Source organism: Streptomyces sp. GL_141 (assembly GCF_057834385.1).
This window is the reverse complement of sequence record NZ_CM174402.1, coordinates 4,649,539-4,674,297: the sequence shown is the minus strand read 5'-3', so window position 1 is coordinate 4,674,297 and position 24,759 is coordinate 4,649,539. Positions and strand designations below refer to the sequence as shown.

The 24,759-nt window shown below is 72.1% G+C and carries 24 protein-coding genes and 2 pseudogenes; 13 read left to right on the top strand and 13 right to left on the bottom strand.

From position 1 onward, the window contains the following. The first annotated feature begins 52 nt into the window (after positions 1-52). The 4 genes from AC3IX6_RS20600 to AC3IX6_RS20585 all read left to right on the top strand — a co-directional run bounded on the left by AC3IX6_RS20600 (position 53) and on the right by AC3IX6_RS20585 (position 4,028). The gene (locus AC3IX6_RS20600) at positions 53-1,072 is read left to right on the top strand and encodes a GlxA family transcriptional regulator (RefSeq protein ID WP_489363402.1); all 1,020 of its coding nucleotides are present in this window, start codon (positions 53-55) and stop codon (positions 1,070-1,072) included. A gap of 138 nt (positions 1,073-1,210) precedes the next feature. Next, complete coding sequence (locus AC3IX6_RS20595) at positions 1,211-1,966, top strand: MBL fold metallo-hydrolase (RefSeq protein ID WP_489363401.1); 756 nt, start codon at positions 1,211-1,213, stop codon at positions 1,964-1,966. Between the two features lie 105 nt (positions 1,967-2,071). After that, positions 2,072-3,715 carry a DNA repair helicase XPB gene (locus AC3IX6_RS20590; RefSeq protein ID WP_489363400.1) on the top strand — a complete coding sequence of 548 codons (1,644 nt, stop codon included), beginning with the start codon at positions 2,072-2,074 and terminating at the stop codon, positions 3,713-3,715. A gap of 31 nt (positions 3,716-3,746) precedes the next feature. Next, complete coding sequence (locus AC3IX6_RS20585; RefSeq protein ID WP_351595494.1) at positions 3,747-4,028, top strand: hypothetical protein; 282 nt, start codon at positions 3,747-3,749, stop codon at positions 4,026-4,028. Here AC3IX6_RS20585 and AC3IX6_RS20580 read toward each other — a convergent pair. Beyond that, a complete protein-coding gene (locus tag AC3IX6_RS20580; RefSeq protein ID WP_489363398.1) occupies positions 3,930-4,757 on the bottom strand; it encodes a glycosyltransferase family 87 protein in 828 nt (275 codons plus the stop codon). The genes AC3IX6_RS20585 and AC3IX6_RS20580 overlap by 99 nt on opposite strands. Positions 4,758-4,804: 47 nt before the next feature. Beyond that, positions 4,805-4,993, bottom strand: coding sequence for a hypothetical protein (locus tag AC3IX6_RS20575; protein WP_489363396.1), 189 nt, complete (start codon positions 4,991-4,993; stop codon positions 4,805-4,807). A gap of 367 nt (positions 4,994-5,360) precedes the next feature. Between AC3IX6_RS20575 and AC3IX6_RS20570 the strand changes: the two genes are divergently transcribed. Further along, positions 5,361-7,463 carry a HelD family protein gene (locus AC3IX6_RS20570; protein ID WP_489363394.1) on the top strand — a complete coding sequence of 701 codons (2,103 nt, stop codon included), beginning with the start codon at positions 5,361-5,363 and terminating at the stop codon, positions 7,461-7,463. Between the two features lie 263 nt (positions 7,464-7,726). On the opposite strand, the gene AC3IX6_RS20565 is transcribed toward AC3IX6_RS20570, so the two are convergent. Continuing rightward, the gene (locus AC3IX6_RS20565) at positions 7,727-8,422 is read right to left on the bottom strand and encodes a copper homeostasis protein CutC (RefSeq protein ID WP_489363392.1); all 696 of its coding nucleotides are present in this window, start codon (positions 8,420-8,422) and stop codon (positions 7,727-7,729) included. Between the two features lie 110 nt (positions 8,423-8,532). Here AC3IX6_RS20565 and AC3IX6_RS20560 point away from each other — a divergent pair, with 110 nt between their 5' ends. Together AC3IX6_RS20560 and AC3IX6_RS20555 are read left to right on the top strand one after the other, a co-directional pair. Then, a complete protein-coding gene (locus AC3IX6_RS20560; protein ID WP_489363391.1) occupies positions 8,533-9,276 on the top strand; it encodes an HD domain-containing protein in 744 nt (247 codons plus the stop codon). A gap of 54 nt (positions 9,277-9,330) precedes the next feature. Beyond that, entirely contained in the window at positions 9,331-10,554 is a 1,224-nt protein-coding gene (locus AC3IX6_RS20555) for a Cmx/CmrA family chloramphenicol efflux MFS transporter (protein ID WP_489371507.1), read from the top strand. Positions 10,555-10,742: 188 nt separating this feature from the next. Here AC3IX6_RS20555 and AC3IX6_RS20550 read toward each other — a convergent pair whose 3' ends face one another. The 7 genes and pseudogenes from AC3IX6_RS20550 to AC3IX6_RS20520 all read right to left on the bottom strand — a co-directional run bounded on the left by AC3IX6_RS20550 (position 10,743) and on the right by AC3IX6_RS20520 (position 17,092). After that, a complete protein-coding gene (locus AC3IX6_RS20550) occupies positions 10,743-11,471 on the bottom strand; it encodes a hypothetical protein (RefSeq protein WP_489363389.1) in 729 nt (242 codons plus the stop codon). 360 nt (positions 11,472-11,831) lie between these two features. Further along, positions 11,832-12,209, bottom strand: coding sequence for a peptidase inhibitor family I36 protein (locus AC3IX6_RS20545; RefSeq protein WP_489363387.1), 378 nt, complete (start codon positions 12,207-12,209; stop codon positions 11,832-11,834). Between the two features lie 238 nt (positions 12,210-12,447). Continuing rightward, positions 12,448-13,719 (bottom strand): ABC transporter permease, encoded by a 1,272-nt coding sequence (locus AC3IX6_RS20540; protein WP_489371506.1) that lies wholly within the window; start codon positions 13,717-13,719, stop codon positions 12,448-12,450. A gap of 219 nt (positions 13,720-13,938) precedes the next feature. Further along, a pseudogene (locus tag AC3IX6_RS20535) lies at positions 13,939-14,685 on the bottom strand (ABC transporter ATP-binding protein); the annotation flags it as partial. After that, positions 14,685-16,259 (bottom strand): peptidoglycan-binding protein, encoded by a 1,575-nt coding sequence (locus AC3IX6_RS20530; RefSeq protein ID WP_489363385.1) that lies wholly within the window; start codon positions 16,257-16,259, stop codon positions 14,685-14,687. The gene AC3IX6_RS20530 and the pseudogene AC3IX6_RS20535, both read right to left, overlap by 1 nt. Positions 16,260-16,404: 145 nt before the next feature. Continuing rightward, positions 16,405-16,674 (bottom strand): DUF4031 domain-containing protein, encoded by a 270-nt coding sequence (locus AC3IX6_RS20525; protein ID WP_489363383.1) that lies wholly within the window; start codon positions 16,672-16,674, stop codon positions 16,405-16,407. 7 nt (positions 16,675-16,681) lie between these two features. Beyond that, positions 16,682-17,092, bottom strand: a complete 411-nt coding sequence (locus AC3IX6_RS20520; RefSeq protein WP_489363381.1) for a DUF8819 family protein — start codon at positions 17,090-17,092, stop codon at positions 16,682-16,684. A gap of 102 nt (positions 17,093-17,194) precedes the next feature. Between AC3IX6_RS20520 and AC3IX6_RS20515 the strand changes: the two genes are divergently transcribed. From AC3IX6_RS20515 to AC3IX6_RS20505, 3 genes are read left to right on the top strand one after another with little or no spacing between them, the layout of a single operon-like run. Then, a complete protein-coding gene (locus AC3IX6_RS20515) occupies positions 17,195-18,154 on the top strand; it encodes a MurR/RpiR family transcriptional regulator (protein WP_489363380.1) in 960 nt (319 codons plus the stop codon). A gap of 33 nt (positions 18,155-18,187) precedes the next feature. Next, entirely contained in the window at positions 18,188-19,114 is a 927-nt protein-coding gene (gene murQ / locus AC3IX6_RS20510; RefSeq protein WP_489363378.1) for an N-acetylmuramic acid 6-phosphate etherase, read from the top strand. Positions 19,115-19,163: 49 nt separating this feature from the next. Further along, entirely contained in the window at positions 19,164-20,702 is a 1,539-nt protein-coding gene (locus AC3IX6_RS20505; RefSeq protein WP_489363376.1) for a PTS transporter subunit EIIC, read from the top strand. A gap of 178 nt (positions 20,703-20,880) precedes the next feature. On the opposite strand, the pseudogene AC3IX6_RS20500 reads toward AC3IX6_RS20505, so the two are convergent. After that, positions 20,881-21,288: pseudogene (locus AC3IX6_RS20500) on the bottom strand (RNA-guided endonuclease InsQ/TnpB family protein); the annotation flags it as partial. 172 nt (positions 21,289-21,460) lie between these two features. Here AC3IX6_RS20500 and AC3IX6_RS20495 point away from each other — a divergent pair. The 3 genes from AC3IX6_RS20495 to AC3IX6_RS20485 all read left to right on the top strand — a co-directional run bounded on the left by AC3IX6_RS20495 (position 21,461) and on the right by AC3IX6_RS20485 (position 22,842). Beyond that, positions 21,461-22,018 (top strand): GNAT family N-acetyltransferase, encoded by a 558-nt coding sequence (locus AC3IX6_RS20495; RefSeq protein WP_489363374.1) that lies wholly within the window; start codon positions 21,461-21,463, stop codon positions 22,016-22,018. A 141-nt stretch (positions 22,019-22,159) separates the two neighbouring features. Continuing rightward, a complete protein-coding gene (locus AC3IX6_RS20490; RefSeq protein ID WP_489363372.1) occupies positions 22,160-22,432 on the top strand; it encodes a CopG family transcriptional regulator in 273 nt (90 codons plus the stop codon). After that, complete coding sequence (locus tag AC3IX6_RS20485) at positions 22,429-22,842, top strand: PIN domain-containing protein (RefSeq protein WP_489363371.1); 414 nt, start codon at positions 22,429-22,431, stop codon at positions 22,840-22,842. The genes AC3IX6_RS20490 and AC3IX6_RS20485 overlap by 4 nt, the downstream gene beginning before the upstream one ends. 19 nt (positions 22,843-22,861) lie before the next feature. Here the strand turns inward: AC3IX6_RS20485 and AC3IX6_RS20480 are convergent, their stop codons facing one another. Next, on the bottom strand, positions 22,862-23,200 hold the full coding sequence (locus AC3IX6_RS20480; RefSeq protein WP_489371505.1) for a GYD domain-containing protein: 339 nt from the start codon (positions 23,198-23,200) through the stop codon (positions 22,862-22,864). Between the two features lie 123 nt (positions 23,201-23,323). Further along, positions 23,324-24,733 carry a MocR-like transcription factor YczR gene (gene yczR, locus AC3IX6_RS20475; RefSeq protein WP_489363369.1) on the bottom strand — a complete coding sequence of 470 codons (1,410 nt, stop codon included), beginning with the start codon at positions 24,731-24,733 and terminating at the stop codon, positions 23,324-23,326. Positions 24,734-24,759: the final 26 nt, after the last annotated feature.

Sequence of the window (24,759 nt, the reverse complement as noted above, 5' to 3'; positions counted from 1 at the left end):
CTGACAGAACCTCGTCATTGCGGCCATGTCGGCGGGGCGAAATGATCTGCGTATGCCCGCAGCCGCAGCAGGACCCGCGCCCGCGCCGCACCGGGTCGTCATCGTGGCCTTCTCCGGTGTGGAACTGCTCGACGTCACCGGCCCGGCCGAGGTGTTCTCGGTCGCCACCCGGGTCGCCGGGACGAGCCACGCCGGCCACGTCGGCCACCCCGGCTACCTCGTCCGGATCGCCACGGCCGACGGCGGGCCGGTGGCCACCTCCAGCGGCGTCCGGCTGCTGGCGGACCTGGCCCTCGACGAGGTGCGGGGCCGGGTCGACACCCTGCTCGTGGCCGGCGCCGTCGAGTTGGCCGGCGACGGGGTGGAGCCCGTCATCGACGGCGAGGTCACCCGCTGGCTGCGCGAAGCGGCGCCGGTGGCGCGCAGGACCGGGTCGATCTGCGCGGGAGCGCACCTGCTGGCCGCGGCGGGCCTGCTGGACGGCCGTTCCGCCACCACCCACTGGCTCACGGCCGCCCGGCTGGCGGCCGACCATCCCCGGGTCGCCGTCGATCCGGACCCGATCTTCATCCGGTCCGGGAGCGTGTGGACCTGCGCCGGTGTCACCTCGGGGCTGGACATGGCGCTGGCGATGGTCGCCGAGGACCACGGCCAGGCCCTTGCCCTGGCCACCGCGCGGATGATGGTCATGTACGTCAAGCGCTCCGGCGGGCAGAGCCAGTTCAGCGTTCCGCTCTCCGCCCCGGCCACGTCGGGCGACCGGATCGACGACCTGCGCGTGTGGATCGCCGACCACCTCACCGAGGACCTCACCGCGGAGGCCCTGGCCGCACGGCTGCACCTGAGCGTGCGCCACTTCTCCCGGCTGTTCCGGCTGCGCACCCACGGCACGCCCGCCGCCTACGTGGAGTCCGCCCGCCTCGAAGCCGCCCGCCGGCTGCTGGAGGAGGGCGACGGCAGCCTGCCGGACATCGCCGCGGCCAGCGGCCTCGGCTCCGTGGAAACCCTGCACCGCTCCTTCCAGCGACGGCTCGGGACCACTCCCGCCGAATACCGCCGCCGGTTCCGCTAAGCCCTGCCCGGCCCGGCCCTGCCCAACGCATCCCGACCCGCACCCCGCCCATCCGCCGGCAGCCCGGCGGATCCCCGGCATGCCCGCACGGGCAGCAGCCGGCCGTCACCTCATGTCCGTCACTTCATGGAGGACGCCATGTCCCGTACGAAGGTCATCCCGATCCCCGTCATGGGCCGCACGGCCATCAACGCGTACCTGCTCCTGGGCCGCCGGCCCGTGATCGTCGACGCCGGGACACCCGGCAGCGGCCAGAAGATCTACGACCGGATCACCGAGCACGGCGTGGACCCCCGCGACGTCTCGCTGATCGTCATCACCCACGGGCACATCGACCACTTCGGCTCCGCCGCCGAACTGCACCGGCTCACCGGTGCGCCCGTCGCCGGCCACATCGCGGACCTCGGGCCGTACCGCTCCGGCCGGGTCCGCGAGCCGTACCTGCCCACCGGCCCGATGGGCCGCGTCATGGACCGGAGCAAGGACCTGCACGCCCAGGCCGAACCCCTCGAACCCGATGTCCTGATCCGCGGCGAGACCCCCCTGGAGGACTTCGGGATCGCCGCCCGCATCATGCCCACCCCCGGACACACCGCCGGATCGGTCTCCGTCCTCACGGATGGCGGAGACCTCGTCGCGGGCGACCTGGTGGCCAACTCCTTCATGGGCCTCATCCCGGGCAAGCCGGCCAATCCGCCGTTCCACGACGACCCGCGGCGCAACCTCACCAGCCTCCGCGAGATGCTCGCCCTGAACCCCACGCGCCTCCACGTCGGCCACGGCTCCCCCCTGGAACCCGACCGGGTCCGGCGCTGGGCCGACCGGGAACACGACCGCCTGTCCCGACGCGAAGCAGCCGGCCGCCTCACCACCCGCGTCGGGGAAACGCCCTGACCACGGGGACCCGGCGCCGCCCGGGGCTCTCCGAGCGCCATGTTCCTGAACATGCGGCGATACGGCACACTGGAGGTTTGGCCAGAGTGAAACGGGGCGCTGCGCGTGAATGGTCCATTGATCGTCCAGAGCGACAAAACACTCCTCCTCGAAATCGACCACGAGCTCTCCGCGGCCGCGCGGCGCGCCATCGCGCCCTTCGCCGAGCTGGAGCGTGCTCCCGAGCACATCCACACCTACCGGATCACGCCGCTCGGGCTGTGGAACGCCCGGGCCGCCGGGCACGACGCCGAGCAGGTCGTCGACGCGCTCGTGGAGTTCTCCCGCTACCCCGTCCCGCACGCGCTGCTCGTCGACGTCGCCGAGACCATGGCCCGCTACGGCCGGCTCACCCTCTCCAAGCACCCCGTCCACGGGCTGGTCCTGACCAGCACCGACCGGCCGGTGCTGGAGGAGATCCTGCGGTCGAAGCGGGTCGCCCCGCTGGTCGGCGCGCGCCTCGACGCCGACACCGTCGCCGTGCACCCCTCCGAGCGCGGGCAGATCAAGCAGACCCTGCTCAAGCTGGGCTGGCCCGCCGAGGACCTCGCCGGGTACGTGGACGGCGAAGCGCACCCGATCGAGCTCGACGAGACCGGCTGGGCGCTGCGCCCCTACCAGCAGCAGGCCGTCGAGGGCTTCTGGCACGGCGGCTCCGGCGTGGTCGTCCTGCCCTGCGGCGCCGGCAAGACGCTGGTCGGCGCGGGCGCGATGGCGAAGGCCAAGGCGACCACGCTGATCCTCGTCACGAACACCGTCTCCGCCCGCCAGTGGAAGCACGAGCTGATCAAGCGGACCTCGCTGACGGAGGAGGAGATCGGCGAGTACTCCGGTACGCGCAAGGAGATCCGGCCCGTCACGATCGCCACGTACCAGGTCCTGACGACGAAGCGGAAGGGCATCTACCCGCACCTGGAGCTCTTCGACTCCCGGGACTGGGGCCTGATCCTCTACGACGAGGTGCACCTGCTGCCGGCTCCGGTGTTCAAGTTCACCGCGGATCTGCAAGCGCGGCGGCGGCTCGGGCTGACGGCGACGCTGGTGCGCGAGGACGGGCGCGAGTCGGACGTGTTCTCGCTGATCGGGCCCAAGCGGTTCGACGCCCCGTGGAAGGAGATCGAGGCGCAGGGCTACATCGCGCCGGCCGACTGCGTCGAGGTACGGGTCAACCTGACCGAGTCGGAGCGGCTCGCCTACGCGACCGCCGAGACGGAGGAGAAGTACCGCTTCTGCGCGACCACCGCCACCAAGCGGAAGGTCACCGAGGCTCTGGTCGCCAAGCACGCGGGCGAGCAGACGCTGGTCATCGGGCAGTACATCGACCAGCTCGACGAGCTCGGCGAGCACCTGGACGCGCCCGTCATCAAGGGCGAGACCTCCAACGCGCAGCGCGAGAAGCTCTTCAACGCCTTCCGCGAGGGCGAGATCAGCGTGCTGGTCGTCTCGAAGGTCGCCAACTTCTCCATCGACCTGCCCGAGGCCACGGTCGCCATCCAGGTGTCCGGCACCTTCGGCTCCCGCCAGGAGGAAGCACAGCGACTGGGCCGCGTGCTGCGCCCGAAGGCGGACGGCCACGAGGCGCGCTTCTATTCGGTCGTCGCCCGCGACACCATCGACCAGGACTTCGCCGCGCACCGCCAGCGCTTCCTGGCCGAACAGGGCTACGCCTACCGGATCATGGACGCCGACGAGCTGCTGGCCGGGGACTGACGGACGGGGTGGCGAGCACTACGCTGGTCGTATGACGCACCAGGAGATCTACGAGGTCCTCTTCACGGAGTCGGCGGGCCGCGACCGGGACCGGCTGGAACCCGTGCGCCGCGCCTCCTTCGACAAGGCGCTCGAAATCCTGGCCCGCGATCCGTACACGGAGCTGTCCCGGCCGATAGGAGCGGGCGAGCAGGACCGCGAGATCCGGCTCACCTCACAGATCGTGGCCGAGTACATGGTGTCGCGCGGGCGGCTGCTGCTCGTGGTGCTGCGGGTCTTCGACGACGCGGACATCTTGCTGCCCGAAGGGTGACCGGCGGCGCAGGGCGGCGGCCAGCAGGGCCGTGAGCAGGGGGACCGTCCAGACCCACAGGTGGGGCCAGTCGAGCAGGAGCGAGCGGCCGCCCGTGGGCGGGTGCCGGGACCAGAACTCGGCAGAGGCCCCGGGGAGGACCAGCAGCCCGAGCAGGCCGCTGCCCGCGAAGGCACCCAGCGCGGTCAGCCCGGCCCGGACCCGGCCGGTCAGCAGGAGGTACGGGATCAGCAGCGCCGGGGTCAGGGTGATCCCGGCGGCCGTGCCCAGCGCGAAGCCCTTGCCGAGCGCGCCGCGCGGCCGGTGCAGGTCCCACAGGACGAGGCAGGCCAGCGCCAGGGCGATCTGGCCGGACAGCGGGCTCTGGAACAGCGGCTCCAGCCACACCCCGGCGACGGTGGCGGCCAGCACCGCGCCCGGCCGGGCCCGCAGTCCCGCCAGCCGGCACGACAGCAGGATCAGCAGGGCGAACAGGCCCGCGCTGCCCCCCACCAGGACGGCCTTCAGTACGCCCGTCGGCAGCCAGGCGGCCGGGGCGAAGAGGATGGCCGCGAAGGGCGGATACGCGGCGGGCGGGCTCCACTCGGCGGCGGAGAGACCGGGGGCGAGGGCATCGGCCACCGGGATGCGCAGGGCGACGCAGAGCACGCCGAGCACGAGCAGCAGGCCCGCGAGCAGCACACCGGCGCGGGGCGACGGAGAGCGGCTGGGCTCGGAACTCCGGGTCACGGCGCGACCCTAGTGGATCAACGCCCCGGCACCCGCGCGGAGGTGGCTCAGCGGCGTATGACGCCCGCGTCCTCGGCGTATTCACCCAGGACGACGACGCTCACGGCGGTCGCCGCGAAGACCTTGGCGGCGCGCAGGACGCTGCCGGCGCTGTGGCGCGGGCGGCGGGACTCGGAGGTGGCGGTGGCGCCGCGAGGGCGGCGACCCTGGACCGGGGTGTAGGTTGCGGTGCTCATGTATCCATGGTCGGTTTTCGACCGGGTTGTCACATCGCCCTGAGGGCTGAACCTCGGGCTCTCCGGCATCCTCCTCCCGGCCCATGCCTCCCCCTACGGGCTCTGTCCGAAGGAGGACACGGACCGAACACCCCCCGTACGGGGCCACCGCCCCAAAGGACTTTCGTCCCCCCCCTTCATCCCTCCATCCCTTCCTTCATCCCTTCCTTCATCCGTCCCTTATCCATTCGCGCTGTGCCTTCGCGATGACTAGAATCTCCGCTCTTGCCGCCTCCCGCCGCGTCACCGGGAGCGCCGCCCGCCGCTCGGAAACCGGCGGGCCCGTCCGCCCGCATCACGCAGGTCCTCAGCAGATGGAGGCAGTTCCGTGCCCGCGCACGCCCACGTCACCGACCCCGACGCCGACCCTTACGCCGACGCAGCCGCCACCGACCCCCTGGGCCGCGAGCGGGCCCACCTCGCCGCCTCCCGGTCCGCGCTCCGCGCGATGCGCGAGGACGTCGAGAACCTCGACATCCGCGACGTCACCGCGAACTGGGTCAACGCGGTCGTCCTGCAAGCCCAGATCGACGACCGGATCAAGGCCCTCGCGGACCTCGCCCACACCCCCCTCTTCTTCGGCCGCCTCAACTACCTGCACTCGCCCGGCGCGGAGCTCGCCGAGGGCGCGGAGGGCGAGCAGTTCTACATCGGCCGCCGCCACGTCCACGACGCCGGCGGCGATCCGATGGTCATCGACTGGCGCGCCCCGGTCTCCCAGCCCTTCTACCGGGCCTCCAAGAACGACCCGCAGGACATCGGGCTGCGCCGCCGCTTCGGTTACACGGGCGGCGAGCTGACCGCGTACGAGGACGAGCACCTCTCCGACCCCGCCGAGGCCGCGGCCGTCAGCAAGCTGCTCCAGCAGGAGATCGAGCGCCCGCGCGTGGGTCCCATGCGCGACATCGTGGCGACGATCCAGCCCGAGCAGGACGAGATCGTCCGTTCCGGCCTGTCGGGCTCCGTCTGCGTCCAGGGCGGCCCCGGCACCGGAAAGACGGCCGTCGGCCTGCACCGTGTCGCGTACCTCCTCTACGCACACCGCGACCGCCTCGCCCGTACCGGCACCCTGGTCATCGGGCCGAACCGTTCCTTCCTGCACTACATCGAGCAGGTCCTGCCCGCCCTCGGCGAGCTGGAGGTCAAGCAGGCCACGGTCGACGACCTGGTCGCCCGCGCGGACCTGGAGGTACGCGGCGCGGACGCCGCCGAAACCGCCGTGATCAAGGGCGACGCCCGGATGGCGGAGGTACTGCGCCGCGCGGTCCACTCGCACGTGTCGGAGCCCGTCGAACCGCTGATGGTGGTCCGCGGCTCGCGCCGCTGGCGGGTGCCCGCGTACGAGATCGCCGAGATCGTCGCCGAGCTCCAGAACCGCGACATCCGCTACGGCGCCGCCCGCGACGCCCTCCCGCAGCGGATCGCGCACGCGGTCCTCGTACGGATGGAGCAGGCGGGCGAGGCGCCCGACGACCGGGTCCAGGACGCGGTGGCGCGCAATCCCGCCGTGAAGGCCGTGGTCAAGACGGTGTGGCCACTCGTGGAGCCGGCCAAGCTGGTGCTGCGGCTGCTCTCGGACGCGGAGTTCCTCGCGGCGCACGCGGAGGGGATCCTGTCGGCGCAGGAGCAGGAACTGCTGCGGTGGGCGAAGCCGGCGCGCAGCGTGAAGTCGGTGAAGTGGTCGGCGGCGGACCTGGTCCTCATCGACGAGGCCACGGACCTGGTGGAGCGCACGCACTCGCTCGGCCACGTCGTCATCGACGAAGCGCAGGACCTGTCCCCGATGCAGTACCGGGCGGTCGGGCGGCGCTGCACGACCGGTTCGGCGACGGTCCTCGGGGACCTCGCGCAGGGCACGACCCCGTGGGCGACGCGCAGCTGGGACGAGGCGCTGGGGCATCTGGGCAAGCCGGGTGCGGTGCTGGAGGAACTGACGGCGGGCTTCCGCGTGCCGCGCGAGGTGATCGCCTACGCCTCGCGGCTGCTGCCGGCGATCTCGCCGGGCCTGTCGCCCGTCTCCTCGGTCCGCGAGACCCCGGGCTCGCTGGTCATCTCCGAGGTCGACTCGGACTCCGGCCTGCCGGCGGCGGTGATCGCGGCCTGCCGGGCCTCGCTCGTGCACGAGGGGTCGATCGGGCTGATCGCACCGGACGCGCGGATCGCGGAGCTCGGGGAGGCGTTGGTGGGCGCGGGCCTGCCCTACCTCTCGCCCGGCGAGGAGACGACCGCGGAGTCGCGGCTGACGCTGGTGCCGGCCTCGCTGGCCAAGGGTCTGGAGTACGACTACGTCGTGCTGCACGAGCCGGCGGAGGTGGTCTCGGGCGAGCCCGACGAACGGACCGGGCTGCGCCGCCTGTACGTCTGCCTCACCCGAGCCGTCTCCGGGCTCACCGTCCTGCACGCCGCACCGCTGCCCGAGGCTCTGGCGTAGCCCTGCGGGGCAGTCCCCTACCCGCCCTTCCACCGTTCCCCGGGCGCTGCCCGGACCCGGTCCTCAAACGCCGGACGGCTGAGTTTGGCTGCGCCCGGGGCGGGGTCGGGGACGGGGTGGGGTGTTGGCCTGGACGTAGAGCGTGATGTGTGGCGCGGAAACAGGCCGCGGCCTGTCGGAGTAGGGCAGGGGGCGCCTAAATCATGCAGTCCAGGCCGACACCCCACCCCGGCCCCGGCACCGACCCCCCGCAGCACAAGCGGTCAGCTCAAGGAGACCCGCCAGGACTCCACCGCCGCCGGGGACACCGGCCGGGCCCAGCCGTCGGGGCGGGCCGCGCCGCCGATGTGGAAGGCGTCGATGCCCGCTTCGCGGAGCACCGGCAGGTGGGAGAGGGCGAGGCCGCCGCCGACCAGGATGCGCGGCTCGTAGCCGGGGGTGCCGGACTTCGCCGCCTCCGCCAGCAGCGTCGGCAGCCCCTCGTCGACCCCGCCCGCCGCGCCCGCGGTCAGGTAGGTGTCGAGCCCGGGCAGGTCCGCGACCGCCTTGCGGAGCTGGTCACGGTCCGCCGCACGGTCGATCGCCCGGTGGAACGTCCACCCGCAGCCGCCGAGCTCCGCCACGACCGCCTCGACGGCGGTGAGGTCGGGGCTGCCGTCCGGGTTCAGGAAGCCCAGCACGAACTCCTCGGCCCCCTCCGCCCGCAGCGCCCGCGCCTCCGCCACCAGGCGTTCCACGTCCTGCGCGGAGCCCGCCGAGAAGCCGTCGGCCTTCCGGAGCATCACGCGCAGCCTGATGTCGACCGCCGCCCGGATCGCCGCGAAGGTCTCGCGCGGCGGGGTGAGCCCGTCGGCGGCCATGTCGGTGACCAGCTCGAGTCGGTCCGCCCCACCGGCCTGGGCCGCGACCGCGTCCTCCACGTCGAGGGCGATCACCTCCAGGAGCGCACGGTTGCTCATGTAATCCCATCCTTCGTCCCGCATTGGAAAATAGGTCTAGTCCAATATTCAGGGTACGGGCCTCCGCCCACCCTCCACCAGCACAATCACGCCACCACCACAATGTGCGCATGACATCCGCCATGACTTCCGACACGCACCCCGGGCAAAAGCTCCGCGCCCGCTGGCACGCCACCACCGCCGCCGCCGGAGCCGCCCCCGACCGCGACCCCGCCCCCTACGCCGACCGACTCCTCACCGCCTGGGCGGAGCCGCAGCGCAGGTACCACACCACCGCACACCTGGCCGACGTACTCGCACGCATCGACGTACTCGCAGGCGAGGAGGAAGGCGGAGAGGCGGCGGACCTCGCCGCCGTAGAGCTCGCCGCCTGGTTCCACGACGCCGTCTACCGGCCCGACCGCTCCGAGAACGAGGAGCGCAGCGCCGCCCTCGCCGAGCGCGCCCTGCCCGAGCTCGGCATCGACGGGGCCCGCACCGCCGAGGTGGCCCGCCTCGTCCGCCTCACCGTCACCCACGACCCCGCACCCGGCGACGCCAACGGCGAGCTGCTCTGCGACGCCGACCTGGGCGTCCTGGCCAGCACGGCCGAGGAGTACGCCGCCTACGCGGCAGCCGTGCGCGCCGAGTACGGCTTCGTCCCCGACGAGGCCTTCCGCGCAGGCCGGGCCGCCGTGCTGCGCCAGCTGCTGGAGCTGCCCCGCCTCTTCCGCACCGCCTACGGGGCTGCGCACTGGGAGGCCCCGGCCCGCGCGAACCTGGCCGCCGAGCTGGCGGACCTCAGCGAGACGGGCGGGACCAACGAGACCCGCGACAGCGACGAGACGGAAGCCACCCGGCCCCCGGGAATGTGATCCGGTTCGTCGCGGTTGAGATAGTTCATGCCCGCCGCAGCCGAACGCACCCGTATGCCCGTTGCCGTCTACATCCTCGGCCTCTCCGTCTTCGCACTCGGCACCAGCGAGTTCATGCTCTCCGGGCTGCTGCCACCCATCGCCGAGGACATGGGCGTCACCATCCCCCAGGCGGGCCTGCTCATATCCGCCTTCGCGATCGGCATGGTCGTCGGTGCGCCCCTGCTCGCCGTCGCCACGCTGCGGCTGCCCCGGCGCACCACGCTGCTCTCGCTGATCACCCTCTTCGGCCTCGGGCAGGTCGCGGGCGCGCTGGCCCCCTCGTACGAGCTGCTCTTCGCCTCCCGCATCGTCTCCGCGCTCGCCTGCGCCGGCTTCTGGGCGGTCGGCGCCGCCGTGGCCATCGCCATGGTCGAGCAGCACCAGCGGGCCCGCGCGATGGCCGTCATGATCGGCGGCCTCTCCATCGCCAACGTCCTCGGCGTCCCGGCGGGCGCCTTCCTGGGTGAGCACCTGGGCTGGCGGTCCGCGTTCTGGGCGGTGGGCGCCGCCTCCGCCGTCGCACTGGTCGGCATCCTCGCGCTGATCCCCAAGATCCCGCTGCCCGCCGAGAAGCCGACGCTCGCGCGCGAGCTGCGCATCTACCGCGACCGGCAGGTGTGGCTGTCGATCGGCATCACGGCGCTCGCCGCGGGCGGGGTCTTCTGCGCCTTCAGCTACTTGTCCCCGCTGCTCACGGACGTGGCCGGGCTCGATTCGCAGTGGGTCCCGTGGATCCTCGGGCTCTTCGGGGTCGGCGCGCTGGCGGGCACCACGGTGGGCGGGCGGATCGCCGACGCGCACCTGTTCGGGGTGATGCTGTGGGGCATCACCGCCTCCACCGTCTTCCTGGCGGCACTGGCCCTGCTGGCCTCCACCGCGGCGGCCGCGATCGCCCTCGCGTTCCTGCTCGGCTTCTCGGCGTTCTTCACGGCCCCGGCGCTCAACGCCCGCATGTTCAACGTCGCCGGCGCCGCCCCGACCCTGGCCGGCGCGACCACCACGGCCGCCTTCAACCTCGGCAACACCGGCGGCCCCTGGCTCGGCGGCACCGTCATCGACGCCGGGTACGGCTACTCGGCCACCGCCTGGGCGGGCGGCGCGATGACCGTCACCGCCATCGCCCTGGGCCTCGTAGCCCTCCGCCTGGACCGCCGTACGGGCTCCCCGACCCGCGTCGTGGCCACGTCCACGTCCACATCCGCGTCCGCTCCGGCCGTGGCCCCCGTGGGCACGTAGCACCGCGTACGGGCACAGGGGACCGGATCGGGTCGGCCATGTCACTCGCCATCGAAGATGCCCTCGGCCGGGTCGGTGATCACCGGCATCCCCGACGGCCCCCAGCTCGCGCTCGCCCCGGCCGCACGGTCGGGCTTCGTGACGTACGCCTCGGGCCGCTGACCCGGTCCCGGGCGGACTGAATCAGGCTACTTGCCGACTTGGGCAAGGAGGCTGTCGAGCTTGTTCTTCTCGTCCTGCAGTATCTCGGCGTTCTTCTCGATCAGCTCCTTCTGGTAGGCAGAGAACACCGCAGACCAGATGCCCACGAGGTTGGTCCGGAGCTTGCATGCGACATCCGCCTTCGCCACGGTGGTCTCCCGATCGGACACAGGCGGCATCCCGTTCTCGCTGCCGGGCACCGCGCCGACCGCCCATGCGGGATCGCCGGCGGCGTCCCGAGGCGTCGCGTAGTCGTGGCCCGCCTCCCGCATGCAGGTGCTCCACCGGGCGAACACCTCCCTCGTCCTGCTGTCCTGCAAGGACCACTGGTAGGCGGATGACCCGAACCGGTGCGCGATCGGCGTGTTCGCCAGCTCGGCACCGCCGGAGAGCTCGCTCCGGGCCCTTCCGATGCACCCTCCCTTGGGGACATCCTTTCCGTTGACACGAGACGAGCCTTCCCCTGAGAAGACGGCCATCGCGGCGTCCGAAATCTGCCCCTCCGGCACCCGCGGCCTGCCTGCGTTCGGAATCTCGTCCGGCGACGGCTTGTACCCGTACTGGGCCGCATGCTCCATGTCGAACACCGTGAAGAGGCGAGCCGAGGGCCACCGCCCCTGCACCACCGCACTCCGATCCGGAACCGGCATGTCGAATCCGAATTCCGCCATGCACGCGCGCACGCGCCCGTCCTCCGCACGGTCGACCAGAGCCACCTGCTGAGCGTTTCTGACGTACGCGTCCAAAGGGGACGTCACCTCGCGAAAGCTCTTGGGCGTGGACACCACCCCGAGTTGTGGCTCGGGGCCGGCATGCGACTTACCCCCTCGGGACGACACCTCGTTGCGCGGCCCCTTTTCGGACGAACAGGCGCCCGCCGTAAGCATGGTCACCGTGACGGCACCGACAGCGATCCAGCGAAAGTGCAACCGCACAGGAATCCCCCTACCAAATCCCGCGATGAGTCTCGCCCTCCAGGGATGACAAACGAGGGCCGGTTCGCGCGGGGCAGCCCCTGATGCAGTGGCGCCTGCAGGGGCTGCCCCGCGTTCTAGTGGATCAGCCTCGGGGGCCGATCACTCCCAGCGGTGGGAGCTGTACGAGTTGTCGTCCTCGGCGTTCCGCTTCGACCATGCAGGCACGGCCTGCCGGTATCCGCCGTAGAACGGATCGGCATAGAACGCGACCGTCTGCCTCTTCGCGAAGCTGTTCATCGAGGACGCACTGTTGTCCAGCCAGACGCCGGAGTTGTAGTACTTCCGGCTCACGTAGCTCGTCATGTCGTAGTAGCTGTCCAGCTTTGCTCCCACGTAGCCGAAGTCCAGGTAGATGCAGACATCTCCGGTCTCGCAGGACCCGTTTTGATCCGCCGCCGTCGCGGGCGTGGACACCATCGCGACAAGGGCGCCGGCCATCGCAAGGGCAGCAGCAAGTCTTGCTTTACGCACGGGCATGATTCCCCTCCATGAAACGTGTGGATTCAGAACGAGGATGCTTGCTTCACGTACGCCTATCCAATTTTCGAATTGGCCTCGCAACGCTATCCACTCGACCGGGTTTCCACAAGGCCTTCCTCAATCAAATTCAAGACACTTGACCGATTCCACGGCATGGAATTCACTATTCCAATTCACCGGAATGGCGAGAATGTGCTGCAGGCGCATTTTCCAGAGAATGCCGGATTCGGCCGGCTCATCGCCGGAGTGCTTCGACCGGTTCGATGCGCGCGGCGCGCCAAGAGGGGTAGAGGCCGGCGATCAGTCCGGTGACCAGGCCCGCCAGGGGTGCGGCGGCGACGGTGGCGGGATGGATCACGGGCGTCCACTCGCGGGCGGCGCTGGTGGCCGCGACGGCGATGATGCCCAGGCTGGTGCCGATCAGGCCACCGAGGGCGCCGAGGGCTGCGGATTCGGCGATGAACTGGCCGGCGATGTGGCGTCCGCGGGCTCCGAGGGCGCGGCGCAGGCCGATCTCACCGGTGCGTTCCATGACCGCGACGAGCGTGGTGTTGGCGATGCCGACGGCCCCGATGACCAGGCAGATGCCGGCCAGGAGGAGGAAGAGGGTGCTCAGGTCGGAGGTGACGTTGTCGCGCAGAGTGCGCGGGTCGGGCGGCGGGACGGGCTTGAAGTAGCCGGGCTGGTCCGGGCGCAGCGCGTAGGGGGTTTCGTCGGCGACCTGGACGGCGGCGCCGGTACGGGTGGTGACCAGCATGGCGGCGCGCTGGCCGCCGCCGGGCGGACCCCACGTGGTCTCGGCGGTGCTGCGCGGGACCAGGACGGACAGCAGCAGGTCGGGTTTGCGCTCGGTGCCGGCGAGGATCCCGACGATGGTGAAGGGGACGTCGCCGAGGAAGACCGCGGGCTGGGTCTGCAAGGTGGTGATGCCCAGGCGGTCGGCCACGCCCTCGCCGATGACCGCGACGCGTTCGGCGCGCGCGTCATGGAACGTGTCCCAGGCGCGGCCTTCGGCGAAGGTGGCACCGACGGCCGGGATCAGGCCGGAGGACACCGCGACCACCTGGATCGACTGGCCACCGGAGCGGCCGCCGACGGGGGCGGCGTGAACCGTGCCGCGCGAGGGGAGTTCCACCGGCCAGAACACCCCGGCGCCAGTGACCCCGTTCAGTGCGCGCACACGGCTGTCCGCGTCGGGCGGAAAGGAGAGCGGGACGGTGTCGGCGTCCGGGCCGCCGGTGTCCTCGACGGTGACCTCGGTCGCGGTGAGCGCGTTGAACCGGTCCCCGATCTGCCCGGCCGCGGTCGCGGTCAGGCCGAGGACGGCGACGAACGTACCGACCCCCAGGACGGTGCCCAGCGCCGTCAGTACCGATCGGGCCGGGCGCTGCATCATCCCGGCGACCGCCTCGGCGAGCAGGGCCCTGGGACGGAACTTCGTGCGCGGCAGGGCGGGTGCGGCATCCGGACGGGGGGCCTGCACGGTGCGGCGGATGAGGCTGGGGATACCGCTGCGGCTACGGATGCGGCTGAATCCGGAACCGCCGCGCAGATCCCGGGACGGCCGGTCGGGGAGAAGGTCCGAGGTGCCGTCGTCGCGGTCCGTGCCGTACGTCGCCCCGTGCCCGGCGTCCCGGGACGGGACGTGGGCTGCGCCGTGGGCACGGTGGCCGTCCACGCCCAGGCCTTCGGGACCGGTCGAGCCGGCCGTGCGAACACCGCGGGGCTGTTCGGTCAGGACGCCGTCGCGGATGGTCAGGGTGCGGGTACCGCGGGCGGCGACCTGCGGGTCGTGGGTGATCAGCATGATCGTCATGCCCCGGCCGTGCAACTCGTCCAGCAGCTCCAGCACCCCTTCCGCGGTCGCGGTGTCCAGGTTCCCGGTCGGCTCGTCGCACAACAGCAACGCGGGCTCCCCCGCCAACGCCCTGGCAATCGCCACCCGTTGCCGCTCACCACCGGAAAGCGTCGACGGCAGGGCGTGGATCCGGTGGCCGAGCCCGACCTGCACCAGCGCCGCGCGAGCCCGCGCGGTTCGCTCCCGGCGCCCGATGCCCTGGTAGAGCATCGACAGCTCGACGTTCTCCAACGCACTGCGATGCGGCAGGAGATGGAACGCCTGGAACACGAACCCGATCCGCGTCCCGCGTAACGCGGAGCGCTGCGCCTCCTTCAGCTCACCGGTGTTCACGGCGTCCAGGACGTACCGCCCGCAGGTGGGACGGTCCAGCAGGCCCGCCACGTTCAAGAACGTCGACTTCCCCGATCCCGACGGACCCACGATCGTGACGAACTCTCCCTGACTGACAGTCAGATCCACCGGATTCAACGCTCGTACGGGCGGCGGCCCCGGATACGTCAGCCCCACACCTCGCAAAGCGATCACCGGGACTGCCCCACCGCCCACGCCGCCGCCCCCGGAACCCGCAGGACCGGCCACGGCCGCAGGCCCGCCCGCGTACGCGGGCTCCATCACGAACCCCCGGTCACGGGGGGACGCCCGCGGTCGGCCGTTCCCGCAGCGGCATCGCCCCCGGAGCCGCTGCCGCCCCGGGCCACTCCGACCATCACCTGCTCCCCCGGCGCCAGTTGCCCACCACCGACCGGGGTGACCTGCACGTACCCGTCACCGCTCGTCCCCGGCCGCACCTCGACCCGGCGCTGCACCCCCTCGGCGGCCCGCACTGTCACCACGGTCCGCCCGTCGGCTCCCGCGGAGACCGCCGACAGCGGCACCACCAGCACCTCGCCGTCCGACGATGCCGCCTCCACCGTCAACCGCACATCCTGCCCCGCCAGCTTCGGGTCCAACGGCGTCAGCGGCGTCACCACCAGTTCGAACGCCCGCCCGCCGCCGGCCGACCCGCCGCCGGGCTGCCCCCCGTCGCCCCCGGTCGGGGCCGCCGGTGCGTCCGCCACCGAGGTGACCGTCGCCTCCGCGTCCACCCCCGATAACTCGGACAGGATCTTCACCTTCATACCGGCCCGCACCAGGTCCTTCTCGTGCGGCGCCAGCGCTCCCTTGACCACCAGCGCACCCGCCGAGATGGCGAGGGCCTTCTCCTTCACCTCGCCGCCCAGCTTCGCCGCGACCGCGTCGACCCGGCCCGGGAACCCGCGCAGGAATACCACCTCACCGGCCGGCAGCATGGCCCCCGACTTCGCCTGAAGGTCGGCGAGGCCCTTCTTCGCCTGCGCCACGTCCTCATTCGCATACGTCAGTTGCTGCTCGGCCTGCTTCACCGCGGCGTCCAGACCGGCCGTCCCGCCGCCACCGCCGGACCCACCGCCCGACCCGGCGGACAGCGCGTCCTTCTTCGCCTGATGCGCCGCCGCCAACGCGTCCTTCGCCGCCTTGGCCGCCCGCTCGCCCTGGGTCACCTGCTGCTGCGCGGCAATGATCTGCCCCGCACCCCCATCCGGCGTCTTCGACGCCTCGTAGCCGATCTTCTCGTAGAAGTCCTCGACCGCCTCGCGCGTCCCCGGACCGTACGTGCCGGACTCGTCCGTGCCGGACTTCAGCCCCAGCCCCGCCAGCGCGTTCTGCAACTGCGCGACATCGCGGCCCTCCGCGCCCGGTTTCAGGTCCCGGTACACAGGAACCTCACCCGCCAGCACGAACACCGGCCGGCCGGAGACCTCCAGCAGCACCTGCCCGGACTCCAGCACATCCCCCGGCTTCACCCGAACCGCGGTCACCACCGGCTTGCCGCCCCCGCCGTCCGGATCACCCGCCCCGACCTGCGGCGCGACATCGATGGACTGTGCGGCCGATACCTGCCCGCGCAACACCACAGTGTCCGCGAGCCGCCGTAACTCCACCGGCGCAGTGATCACCGACCGCGCCGGCGGATCCGCCTCCGCAGCGCGCTCCCCCGGCGACTTGATCAACTGCGCCGCCGCCAGACCCGCGCCGCCCAACAGCACGGCCGCGGCAGCAGTCAGGCCGAGCGCACGCCGCCTGCCACGCGCGCCACGGCCTTTGCCGCTGCCGGCGTCGCCGCCTTCCTCGTTCAAGGGTGCACCGTTCAGCATGACTAATGCCATCGCCCGCTCTCCCCGTCCCCGTCCCCGCGCAGCGGGGTGCGGACAGCTTGCCAACCTCGCCGTCCCGCAGTCAGGGGGTTACCCCCTCCCGATTCTGTGATCTACATCACTGAATCGTCGTTGCAAAATCCCACCGCAGAGCCGGCTAAGCCGCCGGCCGCCCCTTCGGGCGCCGCAGGCCGGCCGTCGTGAGTCTGCGGACCAGTTCCTTGCTGCCGATCTCCACGGCGCCCGCGGCCACCGCGTCGGCGTAGCGCTGCTCCGGGACGTCGTAGTGGTCGCGTTCGAAGGCCTTCGGCGGACAGCCGATCGACGCCGCGAAGGCGTGCAGTTCCTCGAACGAGCTGTCGCTGACCAGGTGCGACCACATGCGGCCGTGACCCGGCCAGTCGGGCGGGTCGATGTACACCGTCACCGTCGGCTCATTCGCCGAAGCCTGAGCCGGAGCCCGAGCCGGAGCCGGAGCCGCCGAGCACCGGTCCGAGGCCGCCCACCGGCGCCACCCGCACGCCGGCCTCCGAGCACACCCACATCGGGTCCGGTCCGAGCTCGGGCTCCACGTCCAGCGCGTGCGGCTCGCCATGGCCGCAGACCGGGCACAGCGGCCAGCGTCCGTACTTCTCCAGCAGCGCGTCCTTCACGTCCTGGGCGACGAGTCCGGCGAGGTAGTCGACGCCCTCCGGCCACTCCTCCACCCACCAGCGGCGGTGCGTGACCGCGTCCTCGACGAGCGAGACGACATCGGCCTCTGCGACCTCGCCCGCGACGAGATCGGCGAGTACCAGGGCGCGTGCGGCGTGCAGCGCCTGTTCAAGGGGGGTCGCGTGGTCCATGGACACATTGTGGACCCGGACCGGCCCCGTGGCGAAGGTCCCCTTCCACCGGTGACTTATGGCGTCTTGACGTTCCCACCCCTCTGAAAATAAGTTTCAAGGGTGAGTCAGAACGTGAAAGAAACCTTCAGCGGAGCGGCGGACGCGGCCGTCCCCGTCCCCGCCCCCGCCGCCCTGCGGGCCCGCGTCCGCAGCCTCGGTCCCTCGATGACCCGCTCCATGCAGGCCGTCGCCGAGGCCGTCGCCGAGGACCCCGCGGCCTGCGCCGCGCTCACCGTCAGCGACCTCGCCGCCCGCACCGGCACCAGCGAGGCCACCGTCGTCCGCACCGCCCGCCTCCTCGGCTACCCCGGCTACCGCGACCTGCGCCTCGCGCTCGCCGCGCTCGCCGCCCAGCAGGAGTCCGGCGCGGCCCCGGCCGTCACCGTGGACATAGCCGTGGACGACTCCCTCGCGGACGTGGTCGCCAAGCTGGCCCAGGAGGAGGCGCAGACCCTCGCCGACACCGCCGCCGGACTCGACGTCGCCGCCCTCGGCTCGGCCGTCGCCGCCCTCGCGGGCGCCCGCCGCATCGAGATCTACGGGGTCGGCGCCTCCGGCCTCGTCGCCCAGGACCTCGCGCAGAAGCTGTCGCGCATCGGCCTGATCGCCCACGCGCACAACGACCCGCACCTGGCCGTCACCACCGCCGTGCTGCTGCGCCCCGGCGACGTGGCCGTCGCCATCACCCACTCCGGCGGCACCGGCGACGTCATCGAACCCCTGCGGACCGCCTTCGAGCACGGAGCCACCACCCTCGCGCTCACGGCCCGCGCCAACTCCCCCGTCGTCCACTACGCCGACCTCGTACTGGCCACCTCCGCCGCGCGCGAGACCCAGCTGCGCCCGGCGGCCATGTCGAGCCGGACCAGCCAGCTCCTCGTCGTGGACTGCCTGTTCGTGGGCGTCGCCCAGCAGACCTACGAGACGGCGGCGCCCGCGCTCGCAGCCTCGTACGAGGCGCTCGCGCCCCGCCACCACACCCCCGTACCCACCGCCAAGCGCAACAGCACCACCCGCTAGCAGCAGCATCCAGTAGCCCAGGAGCCGAAGCCCATGACCGCGTACGCCGAACTCCGCGCCCAGCTCGCCACCTTGACCACCGAGGCCTTCCGCCCCGAGCTGGCCGAGATCGACCGGCTGCCCACCCTGGAGATCGCCCGCCTGATGAACGCCGAGGACGCCACCGTCCCGGCCGCCGTCGCCGGCGAGCTGGAGACGATCGCCGCCGCCATCGACGGGATCTCCGAGCGGATGGCCCGCGGCGGGCGCCTGATCTACGCGGGCGCCGGCACCGCCGGCCGGATGGGCGTACTGGACGCCAGCGAGTGCCCGCCCACCTTCAACACCGACCCCACCGAGGTCGTCGGCCTGATCGCGGGCGGCCCCTCCGCCATGGTCAAGGCCGTCGAAGGCGCCGAGGACTCCAAGGAACTGGCCCGCGAGGACCTGACCGCGCTGGCCCTGACCGCCGACGACACCGTCATCGGGATCTCCGCCTCCGGCCGCACCCCGTACGCGATCGGCGCCGTCGAGTTCGCCCGCGACCGCGGCGCCCTCACCGTCGGCCTGTCCTGCAACGCCGGCTCCGCGCTCGCCGCGGCCGCCGACCACGGCATCGAGGTGGTCGTCGGCCCCGAACTCCTCACCGGGTCCACCCGGCTGAAGGCCGGCACCGCGCAGAAGCTCGTCCTCAACCTCATCTCGACCCTCACGATGATCCGGCTCGGCAAGACGTACGGAAACCTGATGGTCGACATGCGCTCCTCCAACGAGAAGCTGCGCGCCCGCGCCCGCCGCATCGTCTCGCTGGCGACCGGCGCCCCCGACGCCGAGATCGAAGCCGCGCTCACCGCCGCCGACGGCGAGGTCAAGCAGGCCATCCTCGTCATCCTCGGCGGAGTCGACGGCCCCACGGCCGCCGAACTGCTCACCGCCTCCCGGGGCCACCTCCGGGCCGCCCTCACCCAGACCCCGCGCTGACCCACCCCTGCCCACCCCCGCTGACCCCCAGCAGCAAGGCGAACACCAGATGTCCACTGACAAGAACCGCGCCACAGCCGCCGCGATCCTTCCCCTGGTCGGCGGTCCGGACAACATCGTCTCCATCGCGCACTGCATGACCCGCCTGCGGATCACGCTGCGCGACCGTTCCCTGGTCCAGGACGAGGCCCTCAAGGCCCTGCCCGCCGTGATGGGCGTCGTCGAGGACGACACGTACCAGATCGTGCTGGGACCGGGCACCGTCGCCCGCGTCACGCCCGAGTTCGAGGCCCTGGTCGCGGAAGGCCGCTCGGCCGCGCCCGCCGCCGCACCCGCGGGGACCGGCGCCGGTCACACCGCCGACGAACTCGCCGCCCAGGGCGCGGCCATCAAGAACGCCCAGAAGGCGAAGAACTCCACCCCCTTCAAGCTGTTCCTGCGCCGCATCGCGAACATCTTCGTCCCGCTGATCCCGGCCCTGATCGGCTGCGGCATCATCGCCGGGCTCAACGGGTTCCTCACCAACATGGGCTGGGTGCCGGCCGTGGTCCCCGCCCTCGCCGCGATGGCGAGCGGCTTCATGTCCCTGATCGCCGTCTTCGTCGGCTACAACACGGCCAAGGAGTTCGGCGGCACCGCCATCCTCGGCGGCGCGGTCGCCGCGATCATCGTCTTCCCCGGCGTCGCGAAGATCGACGCCTTCGGCCAGCAGCTCTCCCCCGGCCAGGGCGGCGTACTCGGCGCACTGGCGGCCGCGCTGCTCGCCGTCCAGGTGGAGAAGTGGTGCCGCAAGTGGGTCCCGGAGGCGCTCGACGTCCTGGTCACCCCCACCCTCACCGTGCTGATCTCCGGCCTGGTCACCCTCTTCGGCCTGATGTTCGTCGCCGGTGAGGTCTCCACCGCCATCGGCACCTTCGCCACCTGGCTGCTCGCCACCGGCGGGGCCTTCGCGGGCCTGGTCCTCGGCGGACTCTTCCTCCCGCTGGTCATGCTGGGCCTGCACCAGGCCCTGATCCCCATCCACACCACCCTGATCGAGCAGACCGGCTACACCGTCCTGCTCCCCATCCTCGCCATGGCGGGCGCGGGCCAGGTCGGCGCGGCCATCGCCGTCTACTACAAGCTCCCCCGCAACCGCTCGATCCGCGCCACCATCAAGTCCGCCCTCCCGGCCGGCTTCCTGGGCGTGGGCGAACCCCTCATCTACGGCGTCTCCCTCCCCCTGGGCCGCCCCTTCATCACCGCCTGCATCGGCGGCGCCGCGGGCGGGGCCTTCGTAGGCCTCTTCAACCAGCTCGGCACCGCCTTCGGCTCCACCGCCATCGGCCCCTCGGGCTGGGCGCTGTTCCCGCTGCTGGACGGCAAGTCGGGCATGGGGATGACCATCGCGATCTACGCGGGCGGCCTGGCCGTCGGTTACCTCGTGGGCTTCGCCGCCACCTACTTCTTCGGCTTCACCCGGCAGATGCTGGCCGAGTTCAACACCTCCCCGGACGCGGAGAACGCCCAGGCCCCGGAGACCGAGCCGACGGCGTCGGCCGCCACCGAGCCCGTGCCGGACGCGGCGCCCGTCCCCGTGGGCCGCTGACGGCAGGCCCCCACGTACGAAGGCTCCCGGCCGGTGTGGTCCATCGGCCGGGAGCCTTCATTCACTGCTCGAACACGGCTCGAAGCCGCCGTCCGTCAGGCGCAGTCGGACGGCGCCGGCTTGCCCGCGAAGCGGTCGGCGATCCAGCCCAGGTACTCCGACTCCGCGACGTTGGGGCCAGCGGCTCCGCCATCTTCGCCAGCCTCAGAGCGCCATCCCGGTAACGGAAAGCGGAGGATGTGTACTCGGCAGCCTTGCGGGACTTCTTCCGGGACTTGAAACGCGGGTACTTGCCCCGCTTGGCGAAGAAGTTCGCGAACGCGCCTTGCAGATGCCGAAGGCCCTGCTGGAGCGGAACGGACGAGACCTCGCAGAGGTAGGACAGCTCCTCGGTCCTCTTCCACACGGTCAGCATCGCCGAGGTCTGGTTGTAGTTGACCCGCTCCTGCCTCACCCACGCCTCACTGCGTGCGGCCAGCGCCAGGTTGTAGACCTTCCGCACGCATCCGAACGTGCGCGACAGCTCGGCTGTCTGCGCATCAGTCGGATAGAAGCGGTACTTGAACGCCCGCTTCACATGGCTCATGGTCACGCTCACGAACTAGCGGGACTGTACGTGAAGACCGAAGCTGCGGGTCAGTGCACTGCACTCCGCCGGCGCGACCGGCTCCCGATGGCGGCGGCACGACCCGGCGCGGGCCCGACGAGGAACCAAGAGGGGCCCGCCGATGGCCAGCCGAAGACCGGATGATGATCCGATGACCGACTCGCCTGCCGCCCCGCCCGCCGACTCGCCGATCGCCCCGCCGATCGCCCTCATACCGCCCGTGGTCCCGCCGGGCCAGACGGCCGCGCTCGTGGCCGCGTACGCCGATCCGGACATCCGCCACTGGAACCGGCCGGACCGGCTCACCGAGGAGCAGGCCGTCAACCGCATCGCCCGCTGGCGCGAACGCTGGCACACCGAGAGCTCGGCGATCTGGGCCCTGGCCCCCGCGGACGGCGGCTGCGCCGTCGGCGTGATCGCCCTCGCCGACATCGACCTGCGCGGCGGCAGCGGCGAGTTCATGTACTGGCTCCTCCCGGCGGGCCGCGGCGTCGGAGCCACCGTCGAAGGCCTGGCCGTCCTGACCTCCTGGGCCTTCGGGGAACTCGGCCTGCACCGCCTGCGCATCACCCACTCCACGGCCAACCCGGCCTCCTGCCACGTCGCCGTGAAATCCGGCTACCCCCTGGAGGGCACCATGCGCGGCGCCCTCCTCCACGCGGACGGCTGGCACGACGAACACCTCCACGCCCGGCTCAGCACGGACTGAGGGCGGGGGGCCGTCACCCCATCGAGCGAACCGGCACCCAAAAACATCCATAGGGTGTGCATATGCCAGGAGCCTATGCACATGTACCTCTACGCCCCACACGCCGAACATGGCGGTGGCATCGGAAGTAGCATGGGTGGCATGAGCGATGCCACCCAGAAGTACTCCATCTCGATGCCCCGCGACATCGCCGAGGCCGCTCGCGCCCGCAGCGGCCCCTCCGGCCTCTCCGCCTACGTCACCGCCGCCGTGGCCCGCCAGATCGAACGGGACAACCTGGCGGAGCTCGTCGCCGTGGCGGAGGCGGAGCACGGACCGATCACCGCGGAGGAGATCGACGCGACCCGGGAGGAATTCCGCCGCGCCCACGGAGGGCAGCCCGACAGCAACACCGAGCAGAAGGACGTCGCATGACGCCGAAGCCGACCAAGCCCGGCGGCACCCTCGTGCTGGACAGCGAGGGACTCGCAAAGGCAGTGCTGCGGGACCGCACCATCACGCGCTGGCTCGCCCTCGCCCTCGCGGACGACATGCGGGTCATCACCAGCACGGCCACCCTCGTCGAGGTGGTGCACCCGAAGATCAACATGCCCGCCCTCATGTGGGCGCTGTCCAGAGTGGTGGTCGAACCCGTCACCGAGGAGATCGCCCACACCGCCACCGCCCTGCTCCGCGAGGCCGGCCTGCACGGGCACAAGTACGCCATCGACGCGATGCTGGCCGCCACCGCACTCGCGGCGCCCGGCCCGGTCACCGTCCTCACCTCCGACCCCGAGGACCTCACCGCGCTCTGCGGCACACGCCTCGCCGCGGTGAAGGTTTAGAACCCTTCGATCGCCCGACTCACGGCGTCTCGGACGCGCCCGGAGGGCGGTAGCGGATCTGTTCGGCCTTGCGCAGGGCGGCCAGGGTGTCGTCCACGCTCAGGAGGACCGTCGTCTCGAACGAGCTGAGCGCGCCGCCCCCGCTGATCGCCAGCGCGACCGCGGCCATGGACACGTCGTCCGGGGCTTCCCACAGGTTGTAGCCGTCGTGCGTGCCGAAGGCGTACCAGAAGCCGTGCAGCTTCCCGCCGACGGACTCGATGTACGACCGGGCGGCCTGTGAGCGGTCCTCGGGGTGGGCCGTCAGCCTCGCCCAGGTCTCCGGCGTGTAGCTGAACCTCGACAGATACAGCGGCATCGCGTCCACCTTCTTTCGTTCGTCGATGACGACGATGTGCACGCCGGGCGGCAGAAGGGGCGGCCGGATCGCGGCCGTTCCCCCGGACGGCCGGGGACGGCCACCGCCACGGCCCAACGCGGCTCAGGCCACCGCCGCCGGAGTGTGGATCCCGATGGCACCCGCCGTCAGCGCCCGGTGGGCGGCCGCCAGGCGGTGGACGGCCTCGGTGAGGCGGGGCGGCGGGAGCGTGTACGGCAGCCGGACGTGGCGTTCGAACGCGCCGCCGACCCCGAACCGCGGTCCCGCCGCGATCGTCACCCCGTGGTCCGGTGCGATCGCCGCCAGCCGCGAACCGACCGGCTCCGGGAACCGCGCCCACAGCGTCACCCCACCGGGCGCCCGCGGCGCGTGCACCTCCGGGAGATGCTCGGCGAGCGCCCCCAGCAAGGCGTCCTGCTGTGCGCGCAGTAGGCGGAGAGCATCGGGCCGCCGTGTCCGGCCCCCGTTCAGGAGCACCGCCGTGGCCAGCTGTTCCACCACCGGGGTACCGAGATCCGTCGCGGGCCGGGCGCGGGCGACGCGCTCCAGCAGCGCGGGCACGGCACGGATCCAGCCGATGCGCAGGCCGCCCCAGATGCTCTTGGACACCGAGCCGACGCTGATGACGGTGGGGTGCGTCGCGGCGAAGGGTTCCGCCGCCGGATCCGGGTCCGCCGTCTCCAGCCCCAGGTCCGCCAGGGTCTCGTCGATGATCGTCGGGCAGGCCGTCCGCAGGCTCCGGCGCACGCTCGCGGGCATGTACATCCCGGTCGGGTTGTGGAAGTCCGGGATCAGGTACGCCAATTGCGCCGACCTCGCCGCCGCGAGGAGCTGCGGCACGTCCCAGCCGGACGGGCCCACCGCCACCGGCAGCAGCCGGGCGCGCGCATCGGCGAACGCCCTGATCGCGTGCGGATAGGTGGGGTGGTCGAACACCACCTTGTCCCGCGGCGACAGCAGCGTGCGCACCAGCAGACCGATCGCGTGCTGCGCACCGCTGGTGATCATGACGTGATCGGGCGAGGTCGGCAGGCCCCTGCGCCCGTACCACCCGGCGACCGCCTCGCGCAGCTCCGCGGTGCCGTACCGGTCGTACCCGTGCCGCTCGAAGTGGAGCGGCAGCCGCTCCAGCGCCGTCGCGAAGGCGGCGTGCAGGACCGCGGGCGGCGCGGGCGGCGCGGCGAAGGACAGGTCGATGGTCTCCGCGTCCGCGCCACCGGCCCGCCGCCGGGCGGGCGCGTCCTCGTGCGGGAGCCGTACGGTCGCCCTCGCGCGCTCCCTCGTCTCCAGGTACCCGTGCTCCACGAGCGTGCGGTACGCGGCCCCGACCGTGGTCCTGCTCGTACCGAGCGCGGTGGCCAGGTCGCGCTCGCCCGGCAGCGCCGCCCCGAGAACGAGCCGCCCGTCCAGGATCAGCAGCCGCAGCCGGTCGGAGAGCCGCTGGTGCGCCGGCCCGGGCCCCTCCTGCCAGGTCCCCACCATGCGTCCGACGGCGTGCGCGCTGATCTTCACCGGACCAGCGTACGCAATCTGGCTAT

Bases quoted from the DNA above. Each gene is read 5' to 3' on its own strand.
- AC3IX6_RS20600 (WP_489363402.1), top strand. From the start codon at position 53: ATGCCCGCAGCCGCAGCAGGACCCGCGCCCGCGCCGCACCGGGTCGTC.
- AC3IX6_RS20595 (WP_489363401.1), top strand. From the start codon at position 1,211: ATGTCCCGTACGAAGGTCATCCCGATCCCCGTCATGGGCCGCACGGCC.
- AC3IX6_RS20585 (WP_351595494.1), top strand. From the start codon at position 3,747: ATGACGCACCAGGAGATCTACGAGGTCCTCTTCACGGAGTCGGCGGGC.
- AC3IX6_RS20575 (WP_489363396.1), bottom strand. From the start codon at position 4,993: ATGAGCACCGCAACCTACACCCCGGTCCAGGGTCGCCGCCCTCGCGGC.
- AC3IX6_RS20565 (WP_489363392.1), bottom strand. From the start codon at position 8,422: ATGAGCAACCGTGCGCTCCTGGAGGTGATCGCCCTCGACGTGGAGGAC.
- AC3IX6_RS20560 (WP_489363391.1), top strand. From the start codon at position 8,533: ATGACATCCGCCATGACTTCCGACACGCACCCCGGGCAAAAGCTCCGC.
- AC3IX6_RS20555 (WP_489371507.1), top strand. From the start codon at position 9,331: ATGCCCGTTGCCGTCTACATCCTCGGCCTCTCCGTCTTCGCACTCGGC.
- AC3IX6_RS20545 (WP_489363387.1), bottom strand. From the start codon at position 12,209: ATGCCCGTGCGTAAAGCAAGACTTGCTGCTGCCCTTGCGATGGCCGGC.
- AC3IX6_RS20530 (WP_489363385.1), bottom strand. From the start codon at position 16,259: ATGGCATTAGTCATGCTGAACGGTGCACCCTTGAACGAGGAAGGCGGC.
- AC3IX6_RS20520 (WP_489363381.1), bottom strand. From the start codon at position 17,092: ATGGACCACGCGACCCCCCTTGAACAGGCGCTGCACGCCGCACGCGCC.
- murQ (WP_489363378.1), top strand. From the start codon at position 18,188: ATGACCGCGTACGCCGAACTCCGCGCCCAGCTCGCCACCTTGACCACC.
- AC3IX6_RS20505 (WP_489363376.1), top strand. From the start codon at position 19,164: ATGTCCACTGACAAGAACCGCGCCACAGCCGCCGCGATCCTTCCCCTG.
- AC3IX6_RS20495 (WP_489363374.1), top strand. From the start codon at position 21,461: ATGACCGACTCGCCTGCCGCCCCGCCCGCCGACTCGCCGATCGCCCCG.
- AC3IX6_RS20490 (WP_489363372.1), top strand. From the start codon at position 22,160: ATGAGCGATGCCACCCAGAAGTACTCCATCTCGATGCCCCGCGACATC.
- AC3IX6_RS20485 (WP_489363371.1), top strand. From the start codon at position 22,429: ATGACGCCGAAGCCGACCAAGCCCGGCGGCACCCTCGTGCTGGACAGC.
- AC3IX6_RS20480 (WP_489371505.1), bottom strand. From the start codon at position 23,200: ATGCCGCTGTATCTGTCGAGGTTCAGCTACACGCCGGAGACCTGGGCG.